Consider the following 23,847-nt stretch of genomic DNA (forward strand, 5'->3'; position numbering starts at 1 on the left):
TGATCGATCCGGAAACAAATGCGTCGGCTCAGATTAGCTCTTTGCCTTGCTCTTCATTTCCTTCGCTTTCTCGACCGCTTCCTCAATGGTACCAACCATGTAGAACGCCTGCTCGGGCAGTTCATCATAGTCGCCATTCAGGATGCCCTTAAAGCTGCTGATGGTTTCCTTGAGGGAAACGTACTTACCGGGGGAACCGGTGAATACTTCAGCAACGTGGAACGGCTGGGACAGAAAACGCTCGATCTTACGGGCACGGGCTACAGTCAGCTTGTCTTCTTCTGACAGTTCATCCATACCCAGGATGGCGATGATGTCTTTCAGCTCCTTGTAGCGCTGCAGGTTGGTCTGCACGCCACGGGCCACTTCGTAATGCTCCTGACCGATGATCAGCGGATCCAGCTGACGAGAGGTGGAATCCAGCGGATCGATCGCCGGGTAGATACCCTTGGAAGCGATGTCACGGCTCAGTACAACGGTAGCATCCAGGTGCGAGAAGGTGGTTGCAGGCGACGGGTCAGTCAAGTCATCCGCCGGTACGTATACCGCCTGGATGGACGTGATGGAACCGTTCTTGGTGGAGGTAATACGCTCCTGCAGCTGACCCATCTCTTCAGCCAGAGTCGGCTGGTAACCTACCGCAGACGGCATACGGCCGAGCAGTGCGGATACTTCGGTACCTGCCAGGGTGTAACGGTAGATGTTGTCGACGAACAACAGTACGTCACGACCTTCGTCCCGGAACTTCTCGGCCATGGTGAGACCGGTCAGGGCCACACGCAGACGGTTTCCAGGGGGCTCATTCATCTGGCCGTAAACCATGGCAACCTTATCGAGAACGTTGGACTCCTTCATTTCGTAGTAGAAGTCGTTACCTTCCCGGGTCCGCTCACCAACACCTGCGAATACGGAGAGACCGGAGTGCTCTTTCGCGATGTTGTTGATCAGCTCCATCATGTTTACGGTTTTACCAACACCGGCACCACCGAACAGGCCAACCTTACCACCCTTGGCGAACGGGCAGATCAGGTCGATAACCTTGATGCCGGTTTCCAGCAGGTCCGCAGACGCTGCCTGATCGGCATAGCCCGGTGCCTTACGGTGAATCGCCCAACGCTCTTCTTCGCCGATCTCGCCGGCTTCGTCGATAGGACGACCCAGAACATCCATGATACGGCCCAGAGTCTGGGTACCAACCGGTACCGAAATCGGGTTGCCGGTGTTTTCTGCTTTCAGGCCACGCTTCAGGCCTTCGGTGCTGCCCATGGCGATGGTACGAACAATGCCGTCACCCAGCTGCTGCTGGACTTCCAGAGTTGTTTCGCCACCTTCAAGCAGCAGTGCGTCATATACTTTGGGTACGGAGTCACGTGGGAATTCCACGTCGATAACCGCGCCAATGATCTGAACGATTTGTCCGCTACTCATGCTCGGTTCCTCGTTATCTTGATAGTCAATAAAACCAGTTGGATTGTGGGTCGGATCAGACCGAAGCGGCGCCGCTCACAATCTCCGATATCTCTTGGGTAATGGCTGCCTGACGCGCCTTGTTATAAGCCAGCTGAAGCTCGTCGATAATGCTACCGGCGTTATCAGTTGCGCTCTTCATGGCGATCATCCGGGCTGCCTGTTCACATGCCAGATTTTCTACCACACCCTGGTACACCTGGGATTCAATAAAACGTGGCAGAAGGCCATCGAGGATCTGCCTGGCATCGGGCTCGTAGAGATAATCCCACTGGTTCTTGATCTCTTCTTCGTCTTCGCTCTCAGGCAGGGGCAGAAGCTGCTCGACCTTCGGGCTTTGGGTCATGGTGTTGACGAACTCGTTGCTGACCACATAAAGACGGTCGATCTTGCCTTCCGAGAACGCATCCAGCATAACCTTGACGTTGCCGATGAGTTTTTCAGAGCTCGGGCTGTCCCCCAGATGGGTCAGCGCCGCGACGACATTGCCGCCGTAGCTCCGGAAAAAGGAAGCCCCTTTCTGCCCGATGGCGCACAGATCGGTTTCCACTCCTTTTTCTTTCCACGCTTTCATTTCACGGACAAGCGCTTTGAACAGGTTGATGTTCAGACCACCACAGAGGCCACGATCAGTTGACACCACGATATAGCCCACGCGCTTTACCTCGCGCTCGACCATGAACGGGTGCTTGTACTGAGCATTCGCCTTGGCAATGTGCCCGATCACCTGACGCATCTTGTCGGCATACGGGCGAGTTGCCTGCATGCGTTCCTGAGCCTTACGCATTTTACTCGCAGCCACCATTTCCATGGCGCTGGTGATTTTCTGCGTGCTCTTGATGCTTGAAATCTGGTTACGTATTTCTTTGCCGACGGCCATAACTCACTGCCTTCTCAAGTTAGACACTCGTTGCTACGAAAAGCGGCCCGCGACAATTGCCGCAGGCCCGTTTTCTTACCAGCTCTGAGTGGTCTTGAATTTCTCAAGTGCAGCTTTGAGGCCGGCAGCGATTTCGTCGTTGTAATCGCCTTTCTCGTTGATCTTGTCGAGGAGGTCTTTCTGCTCGGAGCGCATCCAGTCGAGCATCTGCGCTTCAAACTTCACTACCTTGTCGACATCAACGTCGTCCAGGAAGCCTTCGTTGGCTGCGAACAGAACCGTACCCATTTCAGCCACAGACATCGGGCTGTACTGGTTCTGCTTCATGAGTTCCGTTACACGCTGACCGTGCTCAAGCTGCTGACGGGTTGCTTCGTCGAGGTCGGAAGCAAACTGTGCGAAAGCGGCCAGTTCACGATACTGGGCCAGAGCCAGACGGATGTTACCGCCGAGCTTCTTCATGATCTTGGTCTGGGCCGAACCACCTACCCGGGATACGGAGATACCGGCGTTCATCGCCGGACGGATACCGGAGTTAAACAGGTTGGTTTCCAGGAAGATCTGACCGTCGGTAATGGAGATTACGTTGGTCGGTACGAACGCGGATACGTCACCAGCCTGGGTTTCAATGATCGGCAGAGCGGTCAGGGAACCGGTCTGGCCTTTCACTTCACCGTTGGTCAGCTGCTCAACGTAATCAGCGTTAACACGGGACGCACGCTCCAGCAGACGGGAGTGCAGGTAGAATACGTCACCCGGGTATGCTTCACGGCCTGGCGGACGACGCAGCAGCAGGGAGATCTGGCGGTAAGCCACAGCCTGCTTGGACAGATCATCATAGATGATCAGGGCGTCTTCACCACGGTCACGGAAGTATTCACCCATGGAGGTACCGGAGTACGGAGCCAGGAACTGCATCGCTGCAGGATCGGCGGCACCGGCGGCAACCACGATGGTGTGATCCATGGCACCGTGCTCTTCCAGCTTGCGCACAACGGCGGCAATGGAAGACTGCTTCTGACCGACGGCAACGTAGATACACTTGATGCCGGTGTCTTTCTGGTTAATGATCGCGTCGATGGCGACAGCGGTCTTACCGATCTGACGGTCACCGATGATCAGCTCACGCTGGCCGCGACCGATCGGCACCATGGTGTCGATTGCCTTCAGACCAGTCTGAACCGGCTCATCAACGGACTGACGAGCGATAACACCCGGTGCAACCTTTTCGACCGGAGAGGTCAGGTCGGTACCGAGGTCGCCCTTGCCGTCGATGGGGTTACCCAGAGCGTCGACCACACGGCCCATCAGTTCCGGACCAACCGGTACTTCCAGGATGCGGCCGGTGCAACGAACTTTCTGGCCTTCAGCCAGATCTTCGTAGTCACCCAGCACAACCGCACCAACGGAATCACGCTCCAGGTTCAGAGCCATGCCGAACGTGCCGTTGGCAAATTCAATCATCTCGCCGTACATAACGTCGGCCAGACCGTGGATCAGCACGATACCGTCGGATACCGACAGGATCGTACCTTCGTTCTTTGCTTCGGAAGAGATGTCGAGTTTCTCGATTCTCTTCTTGATGATGTCACTGATCTCGGATGGATTCAGTTGCTGCATGCCAATATCCTCAAACCTTGTGCTGAAATCAGGAGCCCAGAGCGTCGGCCAGCTTGGTCAGCTTTCCGCGTACAGATGCGTCAATGACCAGATCGCCGGTGCGAATAATCACGCCGCCAATCAGAGACTTGTCCAATGACGCTGCGAGTGACACTTGCCGCTCGAGTTTCTTCGAAAGTGCCTGGGCGAGCTTCTGTTGCTGTTCGTCCGTCAGCTCGAAAGCCGCGGTAACTTCGATATCAACAGTGCGCTCCAGATCAGCCCGGTACGTGTTGAAGAGCGCTGCAATCTCAGGAAGAAGAGTCAGCCGGCGGTTTTCAGCCAGTACAGCGAAAAAGTTGCGGACCTGATCGGTGACGCCATCTTCAGCGACCTCCAGAATCAGTTCAGCCTTCTTCTGCTCTTCCAGACCCGGATTCGCGAGAAGCTGTCGAATGTCTTTGTTCGCGGTGACCTGCCCGGCGATCGTCAGCACCTTGGACCACTCAGCCAGCTGTTCATGCTCCTGAGCGGCACTAAATGCTGCCTTTGCGTAGGGACGGGCCAGCGTTCTCAGTTCTGCCATGATGAACCTCGTCGTTTAAAGTTCTGCCGCCAGTTTTTCCAACATCTCGTTGTGCTTGGAGGCATCGACAGAGGTTTCCAGGATCTTCTCGGCACCGGCAACGGCAATGCTGGCAATTTCTGCACGCAAAGCGTCACGAGCCTGATTCCGCTCCTGTTCAATTTCGGCCTTGGCCTGCTCAATCAGCTTCTGGCCTTCCTTGCGGGCGTCATCCTTGGATGCTTCCACAATCTGGGCCGCGCGCTTGTTGGCCTGTTCAATCAGACCAGCAGCTTGCTGCTTGGCTTCACGCAGTTCCTGAGCTGACTTTTCCTGAGCCAGTTCCAGATCGCGCGCAGCGCGGTCTGAGGCAGCCAGTCCGTCAGCGATCTTCTTTTGACGCTCCTGCAGTGCGGCCATGATTGGCGGCCACACGTACTTCATGCAGAAGACGACAAAGATAAAGAACGCGATGGCTTGACCAATCATCGTCAAATTAATGTTCACGTCTTCACCTCTCGCCTGTTTTGTTAAGAATCATCTGACCGGGGCAAAACCCCGGCTCTGGCGACTCGATTAACCGGCGATCTGGCCGACAAACGGGTTGGCGAAAGTGAAGAACAGTGCGATACCAACACCGATCATGGTTACGGCGTCCAGCAGACCTGCAACGATGAACATTTTAACCTGCAGCATCGGGGTCATTTCCGGCTGACGCGCAGCGCCTTCCAGGAACTTGCCACCGAGGATACCAAAGCCAATCGCAGTACCCAGGGCACCCAGGCCAATCAGCAGTGCAACGGCAATAGCGGTCATTCCAACTACAGTTTCCATGATAACTCCCAGTTTTCAGTTAGGTTTTTCAGTTTAAGGGTTTAGGGTTTAGAACTACGGCTTAATGGTGTCCGATCAGTGACTGTCTTCGTGAGCCATGCTCAGGTACACGATCGTCAACATCATAAAGATGAATGCCTGCAGGGTGATAACCAGAATGTGGAAAATCGCCCAGGGTACAGACAGTGCCCACTGTGCCCAGAACGGCAGCAGTGCAATCAGGATAAAGATCAGCTCGCCTGCGTACAGGTTACCGAACAGACGCAGCGCCAGTGAGATCGGCTTGGCGATCAGGCTCACGCCTTCCAGCAGGAAGTTGATCGGGACAAGCAAAATCTTCAGGAACAGGTTGTCTGAAGAGAAGGGGTGCAGGGTCAGCTCACCAACGAAGCCACCCACGCCCTTCACTTTCAGGCTGTAATAGATGATCAGAGCGAATACGGACAGGGACATACCCAGAGTTACGTTTACATCCGTAGTCGGAACGACCTTCATGTATTCCAGACCCATCAGGTGGAACAGCTGGGGCAGGAAGTCTACCGGCACCAGGTCCATCAGGTTCATCAGGAATACCCAGCAGAAGATGGTCAGCGATAGCGGCGCAATCACCTTGTTCTTGCCGTGGAAGGTTTCCTTGACGCTCTGATCGACAAACTCAACCATCACTTCAACAAAGTTCTGGAGCCCGCCGGGCTGGTCTGAGGTGGCGCGCTTGGCGGCCAAGCGGAAAATAAACAGGAACAGGGCACCGAGGGCGACTGCCCAGCCCAGTGAATCGATGTGCAGAGCCCAGAAGCCCATGTCGGATGCTTCCCTGCCGGTGTGAGCCAGCGTCCAGGTTGCATCTTGAAGTACGGTACCGTCGGCACGCTCATAGCCTGCCGGAAGTTTACCGTAGGTGAGGTTCTGGAGGTGATGCTGGATATATTCGGATGCACTTCCTGCCATAACGGTTTCCCAGGTCCAGTTAGCTTTGCTGCGTATTGCTGCCCGCCAGAAGCGGTGTCAACCAGTTGGTGACCAGCATGATCGCAAATGTTAAAAAAAGTGCCGCAATATCAAGCGGCTGAATCCATTTGAACACCATCGTGAAGAGGATGGCGCACAGGATGAGCTTGCCGGCCTCACCCTGATAAAAAGACGTCATGATCTTCTTGGCAGACCGCGCGCCGGCGTAGCGGAATGCCTTGAGCGCAAAATAACCATGGGGGATCAGAAAGATAAGTCCACCCAGCAGCGCTGAATAACCGGAAACCTCGCCTCGCAAGAGAAACGCCAGGCTGACGAAGACAAGTACCACACTCTCTATAACAAACCATCGTGCGATGGGTGGACGGCCAATGCCGCCTGAAGCTGCCTTCGTCATGTTCGTTCCGGAAGTACGGTGCTTTTCGGTCGATGTCGTTTAAAAAGTAAGCAAATACACCGACACGAGCGCCGCAGATTATATGTGTTCAATGTGCACGAATCAACAAAACCGGGAACCGGCTGATCCGTCAAAAGCGGCGTAATAACTGGGTTTTGGCAATTTTCGTCACAAATAGACGGCCGTTCAGTTTTTCACCACTACATGTTGTGTACGTAACCAGATACGAACTTTCGTAGGGGGGTCGGACGACCCACAAAACCCCGACGATTTTATTTGATGTGGCCCAGGATGCCGTCGAGTTCGTCGAGGGAACTGTACTCGATCACCAGCTTGCCTTTGCCACGCTGGCCATGATCGATGGACACTCGTGCACCCAATCGCTCCGCCAGGTCATCCTGGAGCGCGCGAATGTTGGGGTCCACCACTCCCTTTTTCCGGGATTTGCTGTCCGGTGTTTCCTGTTGCACCCGTCGTACGAGGGCTTCAGTCTGGCGAACCGACAGGGATTTGGCCACCACCTGTTTGGCCACCTGCATCTGCAGTTCCGGCGCCAGGGTCAGCATTGCCCGGCCATGGCCCATTTCCAGATCGCCATGCTCGAGCATAATACGAACGTCTTCGGACAAACCGATCAGTCGAAGCAGGTTGGTAATAGTCGTACGGGATTTGCCCACGGCTTCGGCCACCTGGGCCTGGGTCAGGCCAAACTCGTCCTGCAGGCGCTGAAGAGCGAAAGCTTCTTCAATGGGATTGAGGTTCTCACGCTGGATGTTCTCGATCAGCGCCATGGCGATGGCGGCTTCATCGGGGACATCCCGGATGATGGCAGGGATGCTGTCCAGGCCGGCCATCTGGGTGGCCCGCCAGCGGCGCTCACCGGCGATCAGCTCGTAACGGCCTTCAGCGATGGGACGAACTACCACCGGCTGCATCACGCCTTGTTGGCGGATGGAATCTGCCAGTTCCTGCAGGGCGGCGGGATCCATGTCGCGCCGGGGCTGGTACCGGCCGCGCTGGATCAGATCAATGGGAACTTCGCGGAGCTCACCGTCGTGGTCTTTCAGCTCCTGGTCAAGATTGACCTTGGAGCCCGCCAGCAGGGCGCCCAGTCCACGTTCACCCAAACCTCGTTTCTTCGCCGCCATGGTGTCAGTCATTCTTCCCGTTGAATATCGTTGTGCTTAAGTGAGTGACAGGGCGGTATGTTACACCGCAACCGGCGCGGATGTCTTTTTTGAACCGTGGCGGCGTACCATTTCGCCGGCCAGGGCCAGGTAGGCGATCGCACCCTTGGAGGCGCGGTCGTATTTCAGGGCCGGAACCCCATAGCTGGGGGCCTCGGCCAGACGGACATTGCGGGGAATCACTGCACGATACACCTTGTCGCCAAAGTACTCGCTCAGCTGGCCGGAAACGTCCAGGGTAAGGCTGTTGCGAGGGTCGTACATGGTACGCAGAATGCCTTCCACCTGCAGATTCGGATTGACCGTTTCCTGAATCTGCTCAACGGTGTTCATCAGCGCCGCTAACCCCTCAAGGGCGTAGTACTCGCACTGCATGGGAATCAGCACAGAGTCTGCCGCCGAGAGGGCATTCACCGTCAACAGGCTGAGCGATGGTGGACAATCGATGAGGATGTAATCGTAATTATCACGAACGGTGTTCAACGCCAGTCTCAGGCGGTGTTCGCGACCAATTTCGTTCATCAGTTCCACTTCGGCCGCCGTCAGGTCACCGTTGGCCGGAAGGATATCGAAGCCGGAAGCCTCGGCGGGAATGATCACCTCGGCGGCACTGGCGCGCTTGGTCAGCATGTCGTAGCCAGACAGTTCCAGGGCGTTTTTATCCACACCACTGCCCATGGTGGCGTTGCCCTGGGGATCCATATCCACCAGCAGCACCCGACGCTTGGTGGCGGCCAGGGAGGCAGCAAGGTTGACGCAGGTGGTGGTTTTGCCCACGCCGCCTTTCTGATTGGTCACTGCAATCACGCGCGCCATGTCCTGCCTCCTTGTTTATGGGTTACCGGTTCAGAAATTGGACTGCCAAACTACCGGGAATTCACGGTCCGGGCGATCACCAGCAGGTGGCGGTCGCCATCGGCGCCCGGTACGTCCAGGGAATGGCTGGATGTTACCTGCCAGCCAGCCGGAAGGGCAGACACTTCATCATCCGGAAACTGACCTTTCATGGCAAGGAACTCACCCTCATTTGCCAACAGATCACCGCACCAGCTCACCAGATTCTCGAGCGCGGTAAAGGCTCGGCTGCTGATCTGGCTGAAGGGTTCCGGAGGATTGCAATCTTCCGCGCGCCCGTGAACAACCTCGACATTTTTCAGGCCGAGCTCCAGCACACACTGGTTGAGAAAGCGGGTCTTCTTGCCGTTGCTGTCGAGCAGGGTAAAGCGTTTTTCGGGCAGGGCGATCGCCAGGGGAATACCGGGCAGGCCGCCGCCGGCGCCCACATCCAGAAGATGGTCCGTCGTTACCCACGGCAGAATGCTCAGGCTGTCGAGCAGTTGCCGGGACACCATCACACGCTCATCACGCACAGCCGTGAGGTTGTAAGCCCGGTTCCACTTGCTAAGCAGGCCTAGAAAAGCCAGCAGCTTTTCCTGCCGATCCTCATCCAGGGACAGGCCCATCGTGGCCAGTCCATCCCGGAGTTGGCCGTGCCAGAGTGACTTGGTCATGGGCGCGGATCAGGCCGACTGTTTGCGCAGCAGGTCGCGCTTTTTCAGGTGCACCAGGATCTGGCTCACCGCCGCCGGGGTCACACCCTGGATACGTGAGGCCTGAGCCACGGTTTCCGGCCGCACGGTCTTGAGTTTTTGCTTGATCTCGTTGGACAGGCCGCCGATGACGTCATAATCCAGATCCACCGGCAGGGCGGTGTTCTCGTTTTTACGGAGCCGCTCAATCTCATCCGTCTGACGGGAAATATAACCCTCGTACTTGATCTCGATTTCCACCTGATCCGCGACCACCGGATCTTCGGCTTTCTCGGCACCGATCTCGGCAATGTGGCTGTAGACAATCTCGGGCCGGCGCAGCAGCTCTGCCAGGGACTGATCACGGGTCATCGGCTGCTTGAGAAAGCCGTTGGCGCGCTCACCGGCCTCGGTATTCGGGTGAATCCGGGTGGCCTCGAGGCGGCTGCGCTCGGTGGCGATCGCCTCGCGCTTGTCATTGAACTTCTGCCAGCGCTCATCATTAACCAGGCCGAGCTTGCGACCGGTTTCGGTCAGACGCAGATCGGCGTTGTCCTCGCGCAGGATCAGGCGATACTCGGCGCGGCTGGTAAACATGCGATAGGGCTCGGACGTGCCCATGGTGATCAGGTCATCCACCAGCACACCCAGGTAAGCCTCGTCCCGACGCGGGTACCACTCGTCTTTTTCCTGCGACCGCAGGGCAGCGTTGATCCCGGCCAGCAGGCCCTGGGCGCCCGCTTCTTCATAGCCGGTGGTGCCGTTGATCTGGCCGGCAAAATACAGGCCCTGGATAAACTTGGTTTCCAGGGTATGGCGCAGGTCCTGCGGATTCAGGTAGTCGTATTCGATGGCGTAGCCCGGCCGGGTGATATGGGCATTTTCAAAACCGGGAATCGAACGCACCGCTGCCAACTGGATATCAAACGGCAGGCTGGTGGAAATCCCGTTCGGGTAGAGCTCATTGGTGGTCAGGCCTTCCGGTTCTACAAAGATCTGGTGTGAATCCTTGTCGGCAAAGCGGTTTACCTTATCCTCGATCGACGGGCAGTAGCGGGGGCCCACACCTTCGATGCTGCCGGCAAACATCGGCGAACGGTCGAAACCGCTGCGGATAATATCGTGGGTCTGTTCGGTAGTCCGGGTCACGTAGCAGCAAACCTGTTCCGGATGCTGGCTACGGCTGCCGATGAAGGACATCACCGGGGTGGGGTCATCCCCCCACTGCTCCTGCATCACCGAGAAATCCACAGACCGGGCGTCGATGCGAGGCGGCGTGCCGGTTTTAAGGCGACCAACGTTGAACGGAAGTTCCCGCAAGCGCTGTGCCAGGGCATTGGCCGGCGCATCACCGGCACGGCCGCCGGCATGGTGCTGCATACCAATGTGAATAACGCCGCCCAGGAAAGTACCGGTGGTAAGCACCACGGTCCTGGCGTTGAAGCGAATACCGGTCTGGGTCACGACACCGGTCACCTGGTCGTTTTCCACAATCAGATCGTCCGCCGCCTGCTGGAACAGTGTCAGGTTCGGCTGGCTTTCCAGGGTATGGCGGATGGCGGCTTTGTAAAGCACACGGTCAGCCTGGGCACGGGTGGCGCGCACGGCCGGTCCCTTGCGACTGTTAAGGACCCGGAACTGGATGCCAGCCTTGTCCGTGGCCTCGGCCATGGCACCACCAAGCGCATCGATTTCTTTTACCAGATGGCTTTTACCAATACCGCCGATGGCCGGGTTGCAGGACATCTGGCCCAGGGTCTCAATGTTGTGGGTCAGCAGCAGGGTCTGGGAACCCATGCGCGCAGCCGCCAGCGCGGCCTCGGTACCGGCATGGCCACCACCAATGACAATGACATCGAAACGGGTCGGAAAATCCACAGCTCACCTCGGAAATCGGGGGATAAAATCGGGCGGCGAGTATAACGCTTCACCCGGGAAATTGCAGTCAGGATGTGCAAATTTTAACCAGAGACGAACCACGTTGAAAGCGGCAGTGGCCTGGTCAGGGCTCAAAGGGGACTTTTCCGAGCGTTAAATGGATAGTGGAAAACCGAAACCTACGGCTTTTCATGGGTTTGGATCACTCTTCTCAGAAAAGTTTTCAAGAAAGTTATCCACATGCAAGACTACTTATTAATCACCCTAAAAAAACACTTAAGTTATTGTTTTATTGTATTTTACAGAAAGTAATCCAGAGGCTTTCCGTAGGTTGTCCAACTAATTATCCACAGAACTGCCGGCTGTTTTTCGTCGAAGCCGCCAGACCACCAGCAACACCAACCCGTTCAGGAGCGAGAGCAGGAGGAAAAACCCCGGAATGCTTACCTCCAACACACCAAGCACCACAATTCCGGCCAGGGCACTCACCACCATGAACAAAGCATTAATGACATTCAGCGCAGCAATGATACGGGCACGTTTGGTCCGTGGCGTTTCGTGCTGGATAAAGGCGTACAGAGGCACGATGAAAAGACCGCCGCAAATCCCGATACCGACCAGATCCATCAAAACCCTCAGATAGACAGGATCGGTCAACAGGGTCCACCAGGTGGAGGCCATGGGATCATCCGGCACCGCAAAATACAGGTCTATTCCGAACAGGCTCAGCCCCAGGGCGCCCCAGGGCACGGGTGACAGGGTAATGCGGTGTTTGGTGAGTCGCTCGCACATCATGGAGCCGATAGAAATGCCGATCGTGAACATGGCCAATAACAGGGTCACCACGGTCTCGTCACCCAGGAGGTTGGTGCGGGCAAAATTGGGAAACTGGGTCAGATAGGCGGCTCCAAGGAACCAGAACCAGGAGATCGTCAGCACCGCCAGCAACACCTGCCGGCGCTCGGCCGCCAGAGCCATCAGTTTCCAGGTTTCGAGCACCGGGCGAAAACGGACATTGACACCGGAACCATCGGATTCGGTCACCGGAACCTGACGCGCCGCGAGATAGCCGAACACCGCCATGACAAAAACGGCAACCGCCGTCAGCCGGGCCGCCATCTCAAAGCCCATCAATAGACCCGCCGCAATGGTGCCCAGAAGGATCGCCACAAACGTGCCCATACCAACCAGGCCATTGCCGCCCACCAGCTCATCGTCCGCCAACACCTGGGGCAGGATCGCGTATTTCACCGGACCGAAGAACGTGGACTGGGTACCCATCAGGAACAGCAGAACCAGCAACAACTCGTACCAGCCGAACCACAGTCCGAATGCGGCAACGGCCATGATGACAATTTCCGCCAGCTTCACATTCCGGATGATTCGGGATTTTTCGTAGCGATCCGCCATCTCGCCGGCAATACCCGAAAACAGGAAAAACGGCAGTATGAAGAGGAAAGCGGCCAGGTTAACCACCACATTCACCGACAACCCCATCAAACCGCCGGCACTGTAGGTGATCAGCAGCAGCAGCGCGTTCTTGAACAGATTGTCGTTGAAAGCGCCAGAGAACTGGGTCAGATAAAACGGCAGGAACCGGCGTTGGCCAAGCAAACGGAACTGACTTTTCGATGGCATCAAGAAACCCTGTTTTGGTGCGTTGCCGGCATTGCGACCGAAAATCTGCCCGGATCCGGTGCGGTAGCGTAGAAAGCGGCAATCATGTTCATTTATTTGACGGGGTTAAGCATATTTAAACGCTTGATTTTTGGCCGTCTGGTACGCAATTCGCTTGGTCTCCTTGTTCAGACACTATTTTATCAGGCCAGGATGGCTGGATTATTGGCACTATAAAGGTTCCTGACCATGAGCAGCGTAGTCCGACTTCCAAGGCGCATCTATCGCGGAGCCGAAATATCCAGGACTCCCAAGATCATCGACGACTATGATTTCAGTTCTGTTTACCAGCCGATCCTGAGCCCAACCCATCGAAAACTGGTTGGCTACGAGGCATTGGTCCGGGTCAGAAAGAATAATGAGAGTGTCTCTCCGTTTACGCTTTTCGAACAGGCCGAAAAAAACAACCAGACACCGGAGCTGGACCGGCATCTGTTGCAGCTTCACCTGGACAACTTTGCGGCCAGCTCCCAGGCCGTCTGGCTGTTCCTGAATATCAATCCCGGTACCTGCATCCATCCGGAAGCTTCCCTGGAGAAGCTTGCTCTGCAATGCAAGCGTAGCGGAATAGATCCCGAGAAAGTGGTTCTGGAACTGGTCGAAACCGCATCCGACAACCCAGCCGCACTTCTGGAATTCATCCTCAAGGCCAAAGCACACGGCTTTCAGATCGCTATCGACGATTTCGGTATGGGCGATTCCAATTTTGAGCGCCTGTGGCGCATCAATCCGCTGATTGTGAAACTCGACCGGAGCCTATTGGTAAACGCCGAGAACAACAGTCGCGCCCGAATGCTGCTGGAGAGTCTGGTAAAGATGATCCGCGAAAGCGGCAGCCTCGTGCTTCTGGAAGGGATCGAGAACCACACCCAGGCTCACATTGCCCTGCAAACGGAGGCCGATCTTCTGCAGGGCTTCCTGTTCGCAAGGCCGTCCAACCTGAAACAACACGAGCCGGAGCTGACCGAACAGGCGCTAAAACGCATCATTGCCGATTCCAGCGAGTCATCAGCCCAGGACATACGGGATCAGGAGAGTTATTTCCGCCTTCTGCGTTTCGAAATTCTCGAAGCCTGCCATTCCCTGAGCCGGGAGTTGCCGTTCAGCACCGCCTGCAACAAGCTGTTGGAAGTGGATGGCGTGAAACGCTGCTTCCTGCTCAATCCACAGGGCATCCAGCAAGGCAACCTTGCCCGCGCCAATCCGGACATTCATCGCGGAAAGTTCAATCCGCTGTATCATTCCGCCGGCGCTCAATGGACCCACCGGGAGTACTTCCGGAATGCCCTGGAACGGCCCCAGCACATCAGCAGCTGTCGGCCCTATGTCGGTCTGCCGGATGCAAAACGTACCGTCACCCTGTCAACAATGCTGCCGGGGCAACAGGTCTTGTGCGTCGACATACATCCGGATGAGATGTTTGGCGGCCAGCTGGAGTTCCCGGCCACCCTGTAATCATCCGGTCAGTCAGAAATCGTCGGCGCGTTTCTGTGGCGCGGCGGCCAATCCCGTGCCGCCCGCCTGTCCGGACGCCTGACGTTCCAGTTCTTTTTCCACCGCATTGGAAGACTTGGCAAACCGGGCCAACAGGTTGTAGAGCACCGGAATGATGAACAGGGTCAGCGTGGTGGCGAAAATCAGCCCGCCCAGAATGACCATACCAATCGCAGCCCGACTCTCGGCACCCGCACCGGTGGCAATGACCAGTGGCACGGCACCGAAAATCGTCGATATGGTAGTCATCAGTACCGGACGGAAACGCAGACAGGCGCCTTCGAGAATCGCCTCCCGCACCTCGTAACCCTTGTCCCGGAGCTGGTTGGCGAACTCCACGATCAGTATCCCGTTCTTGGCCATCAACCCCAGCAACATGATGATGCCGATCTGGCTGTAGATGTTCAGACTGATACCCGTCCACCAGAGCGCCAGGAGAGCCCCGGTTACCGCCAGCGGCACCGACAGCATGATAATCAACGGATGTATCCAGCTTTCAAACTGGGCTGCCAACACCAGGAACACGATGACGAAAGCCAGCGCAAAGGTAACGTAGATTGCCGCCGAGGATTCCTGGAATTCCCGGCTCAGGCCCTTGTAACTGACGCGGGCTTCCGGCGGCAGGTTATCCACAGCCAGGTTGTTCAGGTAGGTCAATGCCGAACCCAGGTCGTAACCATCCGCCAGAGATGCACTGATCACCACAGCGGGCAGGCGGTCGATGCGGCGGAGGTCCGGGTTGGCGCCGATTTCCTGCACGGAAACCAGTGCCTGCAATGGGATCAGGTTACCGCCCTCCCGGGGCCGCAGGAAAATCTGGCCCAGGTCTTCGGGCGTTGCCCGGTTGGCGTCTTCCGCCTGAATGATTACATCGTATTCCCGGCCTCGATCGATGTAAGTGGTTACCTGCCTGGAAGCCAGCATGGTCTGCAAGGTGAGGCCCACGTCTTCTACCGTGATATCCAGATCCGCGGCCCGCTCCCGGTGGATGTTTACCCGCAGTTCCGGCCGGGTCAGCTCGAAATCGGTATCCAGGTCCTGAAGATTGGGGTTTTCCTTGGCCCGCTCCACGATTTCCTGGCTCCAGGCCTGCACCGATTCGTAGTCCGGGCCGGCCACCACAAACTCCACGGCCTGGCTGAACCCCCGCTGACCCAGACCCGGCGGGTTCACGGCCACGGTTCGAATGCCGGACACATCGGCCAACTTTTTGCGGATTTCGCTGGTCACTTCCTGCTGCTTGATCTCCCGATCTTCCCAGGGCACCAGGCCCATGATCATGAACGCGTTGTCCTCTTCATCACGGAACCCGACGATGGCAAGCAGGCGGTTGGCTATGCCTTCATCCAGATACGGCAGCAATGACTCTTCCACCTGGCGGACGTAGTGGTCGGTGTATTCCACCGTTGAGCCACGGGGCGCGCTGGTGGGCATGATAATCACGGCACGGTCTTCGGTCGGCGCCAGCTCCTGAGGCAATTTCGGATACACCACGGCGGCAATGACCAGCCCGACAAGTCCAAGGCCCAGTAACAATCCCGGCTGCCTCAGGGAAAACTCCAACAACCTGCGATAACCATTGGTCAGGCCATTCAGGACCTTTTCACTGGCGGCCCAGAGACGATGACCTTCTGCCGATTCGGGGCTGTGCCTGAGCCACTTTGAACACAGCATCGGCGCCAGGGTCAGGGCCACGAGGCTCGAAAACACCACTGCCGCCGCCAGGGTAAAGCCGAATTCGGCAAACAATCGGCCAATGTTGCCGCCCATGAAGGAGATGGGAACGAACACCGCCACCAGGGTCAGAGTGGTCGCAATCACGGCGAAGGCAACCTGCTTCGCGCCCCGGTAGGCGGCAAGCAACGGGGGCTCGCCCTCGTCAATCCGGCGCTGGATGTTTTCCAGCATCACGATGGCATCGTCCACCACCAGGCCGATGGCAAGAATCACCGCCAGCAGGGTCAGTACGTTGATGGAAAAACCCAGGAAGCCCAGACCGATAAAGGCACCAATCACCGCAACCGGAATGGTCACCGCGGGAATGAGAGTCGCCCGCCAGGAGCGCAGGAACAGGAAGATAACCAGGATAACCAGTGACACCGCAATGGCGAGCGTGGTGACCACTTCCTTGATGGAAGCCCGGATGAAAATGGATTCGTCGTAGCTTTCCGCGATGGTGACTTCCGGTGGCAGTGTCTCCCGGATCTTCTCCAGCTCGGCGCGGACGGCATCGGAAACCGCAACGGTGTTGGCCTTGGACTGGCGGATAATCCCCATGCCGATGGCGGTCTGGCCATTGGCGCGCAGGCGGCTCACATCCGACTCCACACCCATCTGGACATTGGCCACCTCGCCCAGGCGCAACAGATCATTACCATCCCGGCGAACCACAAGCTCCCGGAACTGTTCCACGTTCGACAGCCGGCCCTCGGCCCGCACGGTGAAATTCCGGGTGGACGAATCCACCGATCCTGCAGGCAGCTCCACGTTGTTGGCACGCAGGGCCCGTTCCACTTCCGCCACGGTGATATCCCGGGCCGCAAGACGTTCGCGGTCCAGCCAGACCCGGATGGCATAGCGCCGTTCGCCGCCAATACGCACGTCGGCAACACCATCGAGTACCGACAACCTGTCCGCCAGGACCCGGTCGGCAAAGTCACTCAATTCGGCACTGTCCCAGACATCACTGCGCAGGGTCACCCACATCATCGGGCGTGCATCGGAATCCGCCTTACGCACCACCGGTGGATCGGCCTCGTCTGGTAACTGGTTGGCCACCCGGGACACCGCATCACGGACATCATTGGCGGCAATATCCACATCCCGGGCGGTGGTAAATTCAATACTGGTTCGGGACTCGCCCTGCTCGGTGGATGATTCAATCGACCGAATACCCTCAATGCCACTGATGGCACCCTCGATCACCTGGGTAATCTGGGTATCCACCACCTCGGCCGCGGCGCCGGTGTAGTCGGTAGAGATGGAAACAACGGGTGGGTCAATATCCGGGTACTCGCGCACCGGCAGGCCCATCAGGGCTGCCAGACCGAACACAACGATCAGAAGACTGAGGACCGTAGCGAACACCGGCCGCTTGATGGAGACGTCGGAGAGGACCACCGGTTACGACTCCCTGGCCGTAATAAAACGGTTCTCGGGAATGGCTTTGTCGTCTTCCAATACCCGAACCCGGTCCCCACTGCTGAGCCGGTCCTGACCGGTCACGATCACCGGGTCTTCCTGGCTCAAACCGTTCGAAACTTCCACAAAACCGGGCATGCGCGAGCCCAGGCTCACCGAAACACGCCGGGCCACACCGTCTTCAGCCACAAACACATATTGTTCATCACCCCGGATCATCACCGCCTGCTCGGGGATTACCAGCGCCTGCCGTTGCCGGAGTGTAAGCGTCGCAGACATGAACTGTCCCGGCCGGAGCAAACCATCCGGGTTATCGATCAGTGCCCGGACAGGCAGCGAACGGCTCAACTCACTGACCCTGGAACCCAACTCCACCAGCTGACCGGAAAAGGTCTGGTCCGGATAGGCCGGCGATGCGCCCCTTACCTCTTGCCCGAGACTCACCTGCCCCAGGAAACGCTCCGGGATCGAAAAGCCCAGTTCCATACGGTCGGTGGTATCCAGAGTAGTCACCGAGGTCCCGGCAGTAATATAGGCGCCGACGCTGATGTCACTCAGCCCGACCACACCGGCGAACGGCGCCTCGATCCGGTGGTTTTCCAGACGAACTTGAGCTGACTGGCGCTGAGCCTCGGCGACATCGACTGACGTTCTCAGTTGATCCACCTGGGACTGGGAAATACTGTTGTTCGAACGCAACCGCTCTGCCCTTTCAAGCTGTCGGCGGGCATCCGCCAGTTGCGCCTCGATCACCTGCAGGTCTGCCCGGGCCTGGCGATCATCAAGCCGCAACAGGACGTCGCCCTGCCCCACCCGGCGGCCGGTTTCCAGATTCAATTCCACCACCCGGCCACTGACTTCCGTGGTCAGTTCCACCGCGTTCAGGGCTTTGAGACTGCCAACGGCGTTGACCACATCCCGTACTGCCTCCATCTGCGGAAGCATGGTGTTAACGGCGCTGGCGGGGCGTTCTCGGCCGCTCTGGGCGGCGGTCCCATCATCGAAGTTCTGATACACAAAGGCGCCGCCGATAGCGACAGCCACCAGTACCAACGCAATCAACCACTGTTTCCACATAGGATTTCCAGGTATTTCGGGGTCAGGTTAGTCGTCTGTTACTTTTTCTGGATGACCAGAACCACCTCGCCCACGTCGATTCCCCACTTGCTCATGGTGGTCTGATTGATCAACGTGTCGGGCGTAATCAGGTACATCCAGTCATCCATGCGTACGTCCAGGGTACCGTCGCCATAGGCCACCTGGAGCACATAATTCATGTGAATTGCATTGCCACTCCAACGCATGGTTCCGGGTTCAACCACGTCACCGGCGTCAGCATGGTAGCCGTCTTCCGCGGGAGTCAGGGTCCAGACGCGGGTCTGCACTTCGCCGTCATCGAAACGGAACACCTCATCCAGGGTGCCCACGCCCTCGTCATCCCATGATGCGCTGATATCCGCATCAAAGGTGCGAATCACCTCACCGGAAAAATTCTTGACCACCCCCCGGGCGGAAAGTTCGCCGGTAAAGAACTCTTCAGGGACCAGCTCTGGCGTGCGGTCGGCGTAGTCCTCGAGCGAGGGACTGGCACAGCCACTGAGCAGCAGTGCCGAAAACAATACCCAGAGTATAGGTGTCGACAGGCGTTTCGATATCTCAGTAAACAGGCTTTGCATGACTTTTACACTCTCTGAACAGGAATATGTGGGGGTCCTCGGCGCAAGGAAATACGCCGAAACCCTCTTTAGCGATCATTACCCGGAATCCACGATCTCTGCTACGTCATCTCGGCCAATTGTCCATTCTGACAGTCTGCCCGGTGCTTTTCGTCAATGGCAGTGCCCGGGTATTGGCGTAAAACACAAGGCAACGAACGGTGGTTGCCCACCCAAGATTGTTGAGAAAGACACAGAGGATTCCGCTATGCCGGTTTACAAAGCACCCCTGCGCGACATGAAATTCCTGCTGAACGAGGTGTTCGATTACCCGGGTCATTACGCCACCCTGACCAGCGGTGAAAACGCCACGCCCGATATCGTGGACGCGATACTCGGCGAATGCGGAAAGTTTTGTGAAGAGGTGCTAAGCCCACTTTACCTCTCTGGCGACGAAGAAGGCTGCAAACTGGACAACGGTGAAGTCACCACACCCGCCGGTTACCGGGACGCCTACCAGCAGTACGCCATGGGGGGCTGGCAGGGACTCTCAGCGCCCGAGGAATACGGCGGCCAGGGCCTTCCCGCGTCCATGGGACTGCTGAAACAGGAAATGATGGGTACCGCCAACTGGCCTTTCTCCATGTATCCGGGGCTGTCCCTGGGGGCCATGAACACGATTTTCCTTCATGGTACGGAAGACCAGAAACAGACCTACCTTGCGCCACTGACGGAGGGCCACTGGGCCGGCACCATGTGCCTGACCGAACCCCAGTGTGGCACCGATCTGGGCCAGGTAAAGACCAAAGCCGAACCACAGGTCGACGGCAGCTACCGGCTTACCGGAACCAAGATCTTCATCTCCTCTGGCGACCACGACCTGACCGAGAACATTGTCCACATCGTGCTGGCCCGTCTGCCCGACGCCCCCAAGGGCACCCGGGGCATCAGCCTTTTTATCGTACCCAAGTTCCTGCCCGACAGTAACGGCGATGTCGGTGAGCGCAACGGTGTCGTCTGCGGCAGCCTGGAAAAGAAAATGGGCATCAAGGCCTCGGCCACGTGTGTACTGAATTTCGATGGCGCCACCGGTTTTCTCATTGGCCCCGAGAATGAAGGCCTCAATTGCATGTTCACTTTCATGAACACCGCCCGCATCGGCACCGCCATTCAGGGCGTCGGGCCGGCGGAGCTGTCCTATCAGTGGGCGTTGACCTATGCAAAAGATCGGCGCTCTATGCGGGCACTCTCAGGCAAGAAAGAGCCGGACCAGGTCGCCGACAGCCTGATCCATCATGCTGATGTGCGCCGGATGTTACTGACCCAGAAGGCCATCGCCGAAGGCGGTCGGGCCATGCTGTATTACGCGGCCCGGCTGGCCGATCACATGGTCGAGGGATTCACCGAAGGTGACGATAAAAAGGCGGAAAAGTACGATGACAAACTCGGCTTCCTGACGCCAATTCTGAAGGGCTTTCTCACTGAACTCGGCTGCGAAGCGGCCAACCTGGGGGTCCAGGTTTTTGGCGGCCACGGTTACATCCGCGAACACGGCATGGAGCAGATTGTCAGGGATACCCGCATCGCCACCCTGTACGAGGGCACTACCGGTATCCAGGCGCTGGACCTTCTGGGACGAAAAGTATTGCTGATGACCCAGGGCGGCGCGGTGCGCGAGTTCACCCTGAACATTGCCAATTTTGCCCGTAAGCATCTCACCGATAAACGGCTACGGCCCTGGGCTCTGGAACTGCTCAAGCTGACCGGGCAATGGAACCTGCTGACCGTCCGTATCATGCTCGCGGCGCGCAAGGATCGCGATGTGGTGAGTTCCGCATCCTACGATTTCCTGATGTATAGCGGCTACGTCACCATGGCCTATATCTGGCTGCGTCAGGCTGCGGTGGCTGTGGATAAACTCGATAACGGTGGTGAGGAATCCACCGGCTTTTACCAGGCCAAGCTCGCCACCACCGAGTTCTATTTTGAACGTTTGCTGCCCCGGGCCCAGAGCCACGCCACCAGCATGCTCAGCCCTAGCAAAAACTTGATGCAGCTCGACGCCGAAGATCTGGCCTTCACCGGGTAGAGTATCCGGTACACCTTATCCCCGGGCCTCGGCCCGGGTTTTTTTGCCCTTGAAATACGTCCGCCTGAACCCATCTAACAGGTGCATTTCCGCATTGGAGTTATTAACTCACTGAATTAAATAGAAATGTTCTGATTTCTCGAATAAAAGTAAGGAGGTTCGAATATGGAGACTCGTACTGACGACTTTTATCCCACCCGCCTGGAACGCCCCACCAAAAGCTTTGAACGTCAGGATCCCGTGGTGCACAGCAGCGGCTCGGACCGTTCCGACGGACCACTGAGTGAGACTGAGCTGGCACAGTACGAGCGCGACGGTTTTCTGGTCTTCGACAGTTTTCTCGACCAGGCCTCGGTGCGCCAGTTCCGGGAGGATTTGCGGGGCTATGAGGACGATGAAAGCATTCTGCGCTCAGAAGGCACCATTACAGAACCCGGCAAGCAGGGAATCCGCTCGATTTTTGGCATTCACGAACTGTCGGACCGATTCGACCGGTTGACCCGGGATCCCAGGATTCTGGCCATGGTGCGTCAGCTTCTGGGCAGTGAAGCCTACATCCACCAGTCCCGGATCAACTTCAAACCCGGTTTCCACGGCAAGGGTTTTGACTGGCACTCGGATTTTGAAACCTGGCACGCCGAGGACGGCATGCCACGGATGCGGGCAGTCAGCTTTTCCATCGCCCTCACCGACAACACGCCTTTCAACGGCCCCCTGATGCTCATTCCCGGTTCCCACAAGACCTTTGTGCCCTGCGTTGGCCGCACACCGGAGGACAACTACCAGTCGTCGCTGAAAAAACAGGAACTGGGTGTTCCCAACAATCGGGACCTGGCAGCCATGGCGGATGACTACGGTATCAAAGCGCCAACCGGCCCTGCCGGCTCGCTGATCATCTTCGAGTGCAACACGCTCCACGCCTCCAATGCCAATATGTCGCCCTGGCCGCGCAGCAACCTGTTTTTCGTCTATAACAGTGTGGAAAACCAGCTCCAGGCCCCATTCTGCGGCAACAAACCGCGCCCGGATTTCCTGGGCAACCGCACCAGCACTGAGGCATTGATGCCAGTTACCTCCGAGGAACGCCGGAAGACCGGTTAGCGCTATTTACCGATACAGAAGCTGCTGAAGATCTTGCCCAGTAACTCATCAGGCGTCAGATGCCCGGTGATCTCGCCCAGGCTATCCTGGGCGGCACGCAGGTCTTCAGCCAGAAGCTCGCCGGCACCGAAACCCTCCAGCTGGCTCTGGCCTTGGATCAGCAGGGCCTGGGCGCGCTCCAGAGCATCAAGATGGCGGCGCCGGGCGAGGAAACCACCTTCTGTGGTGCTGGCAAACCCCATGCATTGTTTGAGATGGTCCCGGAGTATCTCCAGGCCCTCGGCAGACTTTGCTGCCAAACGGATCACCGGCGCGCTCTGGTGATCTTCGGCACTGATACCGACCGTTTCACCAGAGAGGTCCACCTTATTCCGTATCACCGTCACCGGGGCGTTGGCCGGTAGCTGGTCGATGAAATCCGGCCAGATTTCATGGGGACTGGTTTTCTCGGTGGTAGTCGCATCCACCATCAGAAGAATGCGATCGGCCTGACGGATTTCCTCCCAGGCCCGGGCAATACCGATCTGTTCCACTTCGTCCGGGCTGTCCCGCAGGCCGGCGGTATCGATAATGTGCAGGGGCATCCCATCGATGTGGATATGCTCCCGCAGGACATCACGGGTTGTGCCCTCAATCGCCGTAACAATGGCCGCTTCGCGACCAGCCAGGGCATTGAGCAGACTGGATTTCCCGGCATTTGGCCTGCCGCCAATGACCACTTTCATGCCGTCCCGCAGAATGGTCCCCTGCTGGGCTTCGGCCAGGATTTTCCCGAGCCGCTCCAGGAGGTTTTGAAGGTCACTGGCCACCTTGCCGTCGGCCAGGAAGTCGATTTCCTCCTCGGGAAAATCGATCGCCGCCTCCACGTAGATCCGCAGATGAGTGACCGCCTCCACCAGATCCTCGATCTGCCTGGAGAACACACCCTGCATCGAACGAACCGCGCAGCGGGCCGCCTGTTCCGAACTGCTTTCAATCAGGTCGGCAATCGCTTCGGCCTGGGCCAGGTCCAGTTTGTCGTTCAGAAACGCCCGCTCGGAAAACTCGCCGGGCCGGGCGAGCCTTGCACCCTGGCTGCACACCTCACGGAGCAGAAGATCGAGAATCACCGTACCACCGTGCCCCTGAAGCTCGAACACATCTTCGCCGGTGAACGAGTGGGGGTTGGGGAAAAACAGGCCGATGCCCTCGTCTATTAACTCGCCATGGCTGTCATGGAAGGGGCCGTAATGGGCATATCGCGGTTTCGGCTCAAACCCCAGCATCTTTTTTGCAATGGCGAGGGCCTTGGGCCCAGAGATACGAACAATGCCAACTCCGGCCTGTCCCGGTGCGGTGGCGATGGCTGCGATGGTGTCAGAACTCTGGCTCATGCTTTTTCCACA

General features: G+C 57.5%; 20 protein-coding genes. 3 read left to right on the forward strand and 17 right to left on the reverse strand.

Annotated elements, in window-relative coordinates:
• Nucleotides 1-33 precede the first annotated feature (33 nt).
• The 13 genes from atpD to MDHKLMBL_RS13065 form a co-directional block, all read right to left on the reverse strand.
• Entirely contained in the window at nt 34-1,428 is a 1,395-nt protein-coding gene (atpD, locus tag MDHKLMBL_RS13005) for a F0F1 ATP synthase subunit beta (protein ID WP_008172594.1), read from the reverse strand.
• 55 nt (nt 1,429-1,483) lie between these two features.
• Entirely contained in the window at nt 1,484-2,347 is an 864-nt protein-coding gene (gene atpG, locus MDHKLMBL_RS13010) for a F0F1 ATP synthase subunit gamma (RefSeq protein WP_008172593.1), read from the reverse strand.
• Nucleotides 2,348-2,422: 75 nt separating this feature from the next.
• Nucleotides 2,423-3,967: a F0F1 ATP synthase subunit alpha gene (gene atpA / locus MDHKLMBL_RS13015; RefSeq protein WP_008172590.1), complete on the reverse strand. Its 1,545-nt coding sequence runs from the start codon at nt 3,965-3,967 to the stop codon at nt 2,423-2,425.
• Between the two features lie 28 nt (nt 3,968-3,995).
• Nucleotides 3,996-4,532: a F0F1 ATP synthase subunit delta gene (locus MDHKLMBL_RS13020; protein WP_008172588.1), complete on the reverse strand. Its 537-nt coding sequence runs from the start codon at nt 4,530-4,532 to the stop codon at nt 3,996-3,998.
• 15 nt (nt 4,533-4,547) lie between these two features.
• A complete protein-coding gene (locus tag MDHKLMBL_RS13025) occupies nt 4,548-5,018 on the reverse strand; it encodes a F0F1 ATP synthase subunit B (protein WP_008172587.1) in 471 nt (156 codons plus the stop codon).
• 69 nt (nt 5,019-5,087) lie between these two features.
• A complete protein-coding gene (gene atpE, locus MDHKLMBL_RS13030; protein WP_012138088.1) occupies nt 5,088-5,345 on the reverse strand; it encodes a F0F1 ATP synthase subunit C in 258 nt (85 codons plus the stop codon).
• 75 nt (nt 5,346-5,420) lie between these two features.
• Complete coding sequence (atpB, locus tag MDHKLMBL_RS13035; RefSeq protein WP_008172580.1) at nt 5,421-6,293, reverse strand: F0F1 ATP synthase subunit A; 873 nt, start codon at nt 6,291-6,293, stop codon at nt 5,421-5,423.
• A 19-nt stretch (nt 6,294-6,312) separates the two neighbouring features.
• Nucleotides 6,313-6,711 (reverse strand): F0F1 ATP synthase subunit I, encoded by a 399-nt coding sequence (locus MDHKLMBL_RS13040; protein WP_008172578.1) that lies wholly within the window; start codon nt 6,709-6,711, stop codon nt 6,313-6,315.
• A 272-nt stretch (nt 6,712-6,983) separates the two neighbouring features.
• Nucleotides 6,984-7,859 (reverse strand): ParB/RepB/Spo0J family partition protein, encoded by an 876-nt coding sequence (locus MDHKLMBL_RS13045; RefSeq protein WP_039881967.1) that lies wholly within the window; start codon nt 7,857-7,859, stop codon nt 6,984-6,986.
• 60 nt (nt 7,860-7,919) lie between these two features.
• Nucleotides 7,920-8,714: a ParA family protein gene (locus MDHKLMBL_RS13050; RefSeq protein WP_008172572.1), complete on the reverse strand. Its 795-nt coding sequence runs from the start codon at nt 8,712-8,714 to the stop codon at nt 7,920-7,922.
• Nucleotides 8,715-8,764: 50 nt separating this feature from the next.
• On the reverse strand, nt 8,765-9,409 hold the full coding sequence (gene rsmG / locus MDHKLMBL_RS13055) for a 16S rRNA (guanine(527)-N(7))-methyltransferase RsmG (RefSeq protein ID WP_104270962.1): 645 nt from the start codon (nt 9,407-9,409) through the stop codon (nt 8,765-8,767).
• Between the two features lie 9 nt (nt 9,410-9,418).
• Nucleotides 9,419-11,305 (reverse strand): tRNA uridine-5-carboxymethylaminomethyl(34) synthesis enzyme MnmG, encoded by a 1,887-nt coding sequence (gene mnmG, locus MDHKLMBL_RS13060; RefSeq protein WP_008172567.1) that lies wholly within the window; start codon nt 11,303-11,305, stop codon nt 9,419-9,421.
• A 339-nt stretch (nt 11,306-11,644) separates the two neighbouring features.
• Entirely contained in the window at nt 11,645-12,943 is a 1,299-nt protein-coding gene (locus MDHKLMBL_RS13065) for an MFS transporter (protein ID WP_062783728.1), read from the reverse strand.
• A 228-nt stretch (nt 12,944-13,171) separates the two neighbouring features.
• Between MDHKLMBL_RS13065 and MDHKLMBL_RS13070 the strand changes: the two genes are divergently transcribed.
• The gene (locus MDHKLMBL_RS13070; protein WP_104270963.1) at nt 13,172-14,437 is read left to right on the forward strand and encodes an EAL domain-containing protein; all 1,266 of its coding nucleotides are present in this window, start codon (nt 13,172-13,174) and stop codon (nt 14,435-14,437) included.
• Between the two features lie 12 nt (nt 14,438-14,449).
• On the opposite strand, the gene MDHKLMBL_RS13075 is transcribed toward MDHKLMBL_RS13070, so the two are convergent.
• From MDHKLMBL_RS13075 to MDHKLMBL_RS13085, 3 genes are read right to left on the reverse strand one after another with little or no spacing between them, the layout of a single operon-like run.
• On the reverse strand, nt 14,450-17,596 hold the full coding sequence (locus MDHKLMBL_RS13075) for an efflux RND transporter permease subunit (RefSeq protein WP_104270964.1): 3,147 nt from the start codon (nt 17,594-17,596) through the stop codon (nt 14,450-14,452).
• 3 nt (nt 17,597-17,599) lie between these two features.
• On the reverse strand, nt 17,600-18,694 hold the full coding sequence (locus tag MDHKLMBL_RS13080; protein ID WP_104270965.1) for an efflux RND transporter periplasmic adaptor subunit: 1,095 nt from the start codon (nt 18,692-18,694) through the stop codon (nt 17,600-17,602).
• Between the two features lie 38 nt (nt 18,695-18,732).
• Nucleotides 18,733-19,293 carry a DUF3833 domain-containing protein gene (locus MDHKLMBL_RS13085; protein WP_008172557.1) on the reverse strand — a complete coding sequence of 187 codons (561 nt, stop codon included), beginning with the start codon at nt 19,291-19,293 and terminating at the stop codon, nt 18,733-18,735.
• A gap of 247 nt (nt 19,294-19,540) precedes the next feature.
• Between MDHKLMBL_RS13085 and MDHKLMBL_RS13090 the strand changes: the two genes are divergently transcribed.
• The gene (locus tag MDHKLMBL_RS13090; protein WP_104270966.1) at nt 19,541-21,361 is read left to right on the forward strand and encodes an acyl-CoA dehydrogenase C-terminal domain-containing protein; all 1,821 of its coding nucleotides are present in this window, start codon (nt 19,541-19,543) and stop codon (nt 21,359-21,361) included.
• A gap of 165 nt (nt 21,362-21,526) precedes the next feature.
• Complete coding sequence (gene thpD / locus MDHKLMBL_RS13095; RefSeq protein WP_104270967.1) at nt 21,527-22,462, forward strand: ectoine hydroxylase; 936 nt, start codon at nt 21,527-21,529, stop codon at nt 22,460-22,462.
• Between the two features lie 2 nt (nt 22,463-22,464).
• Here thpD and mnmE read toward each other — a convergent pair whose 3' ends face one another.
• Nucleotides 22,465-23,835 (reverse strand): tRNA uridine-5-carboxymethylaminomethyl(34) synthesis GTPase MnmE, encoded by a 1,371-nt coding sequence (gene mnmE / locus MDHKLMBL_RS13100; RefSeq protein WP_104270991.1) that lies wholly within the window; start codon nt 23,833-23,835, stop codon nt 22,465-22,467.
• Nucleotides 23,836-23,847: the final 12 nt, after the last annotated feature.

The organism is Marinobacter flavimaris (genome assembly GCF_002933295.1).
Classification (GTDB): Bacteria; Pseudomonadota; Gammaproteobacteria; order Pseudomonadales; family Oleiphilaceae; genus Marinobacter; species Marinobacter flavimaris.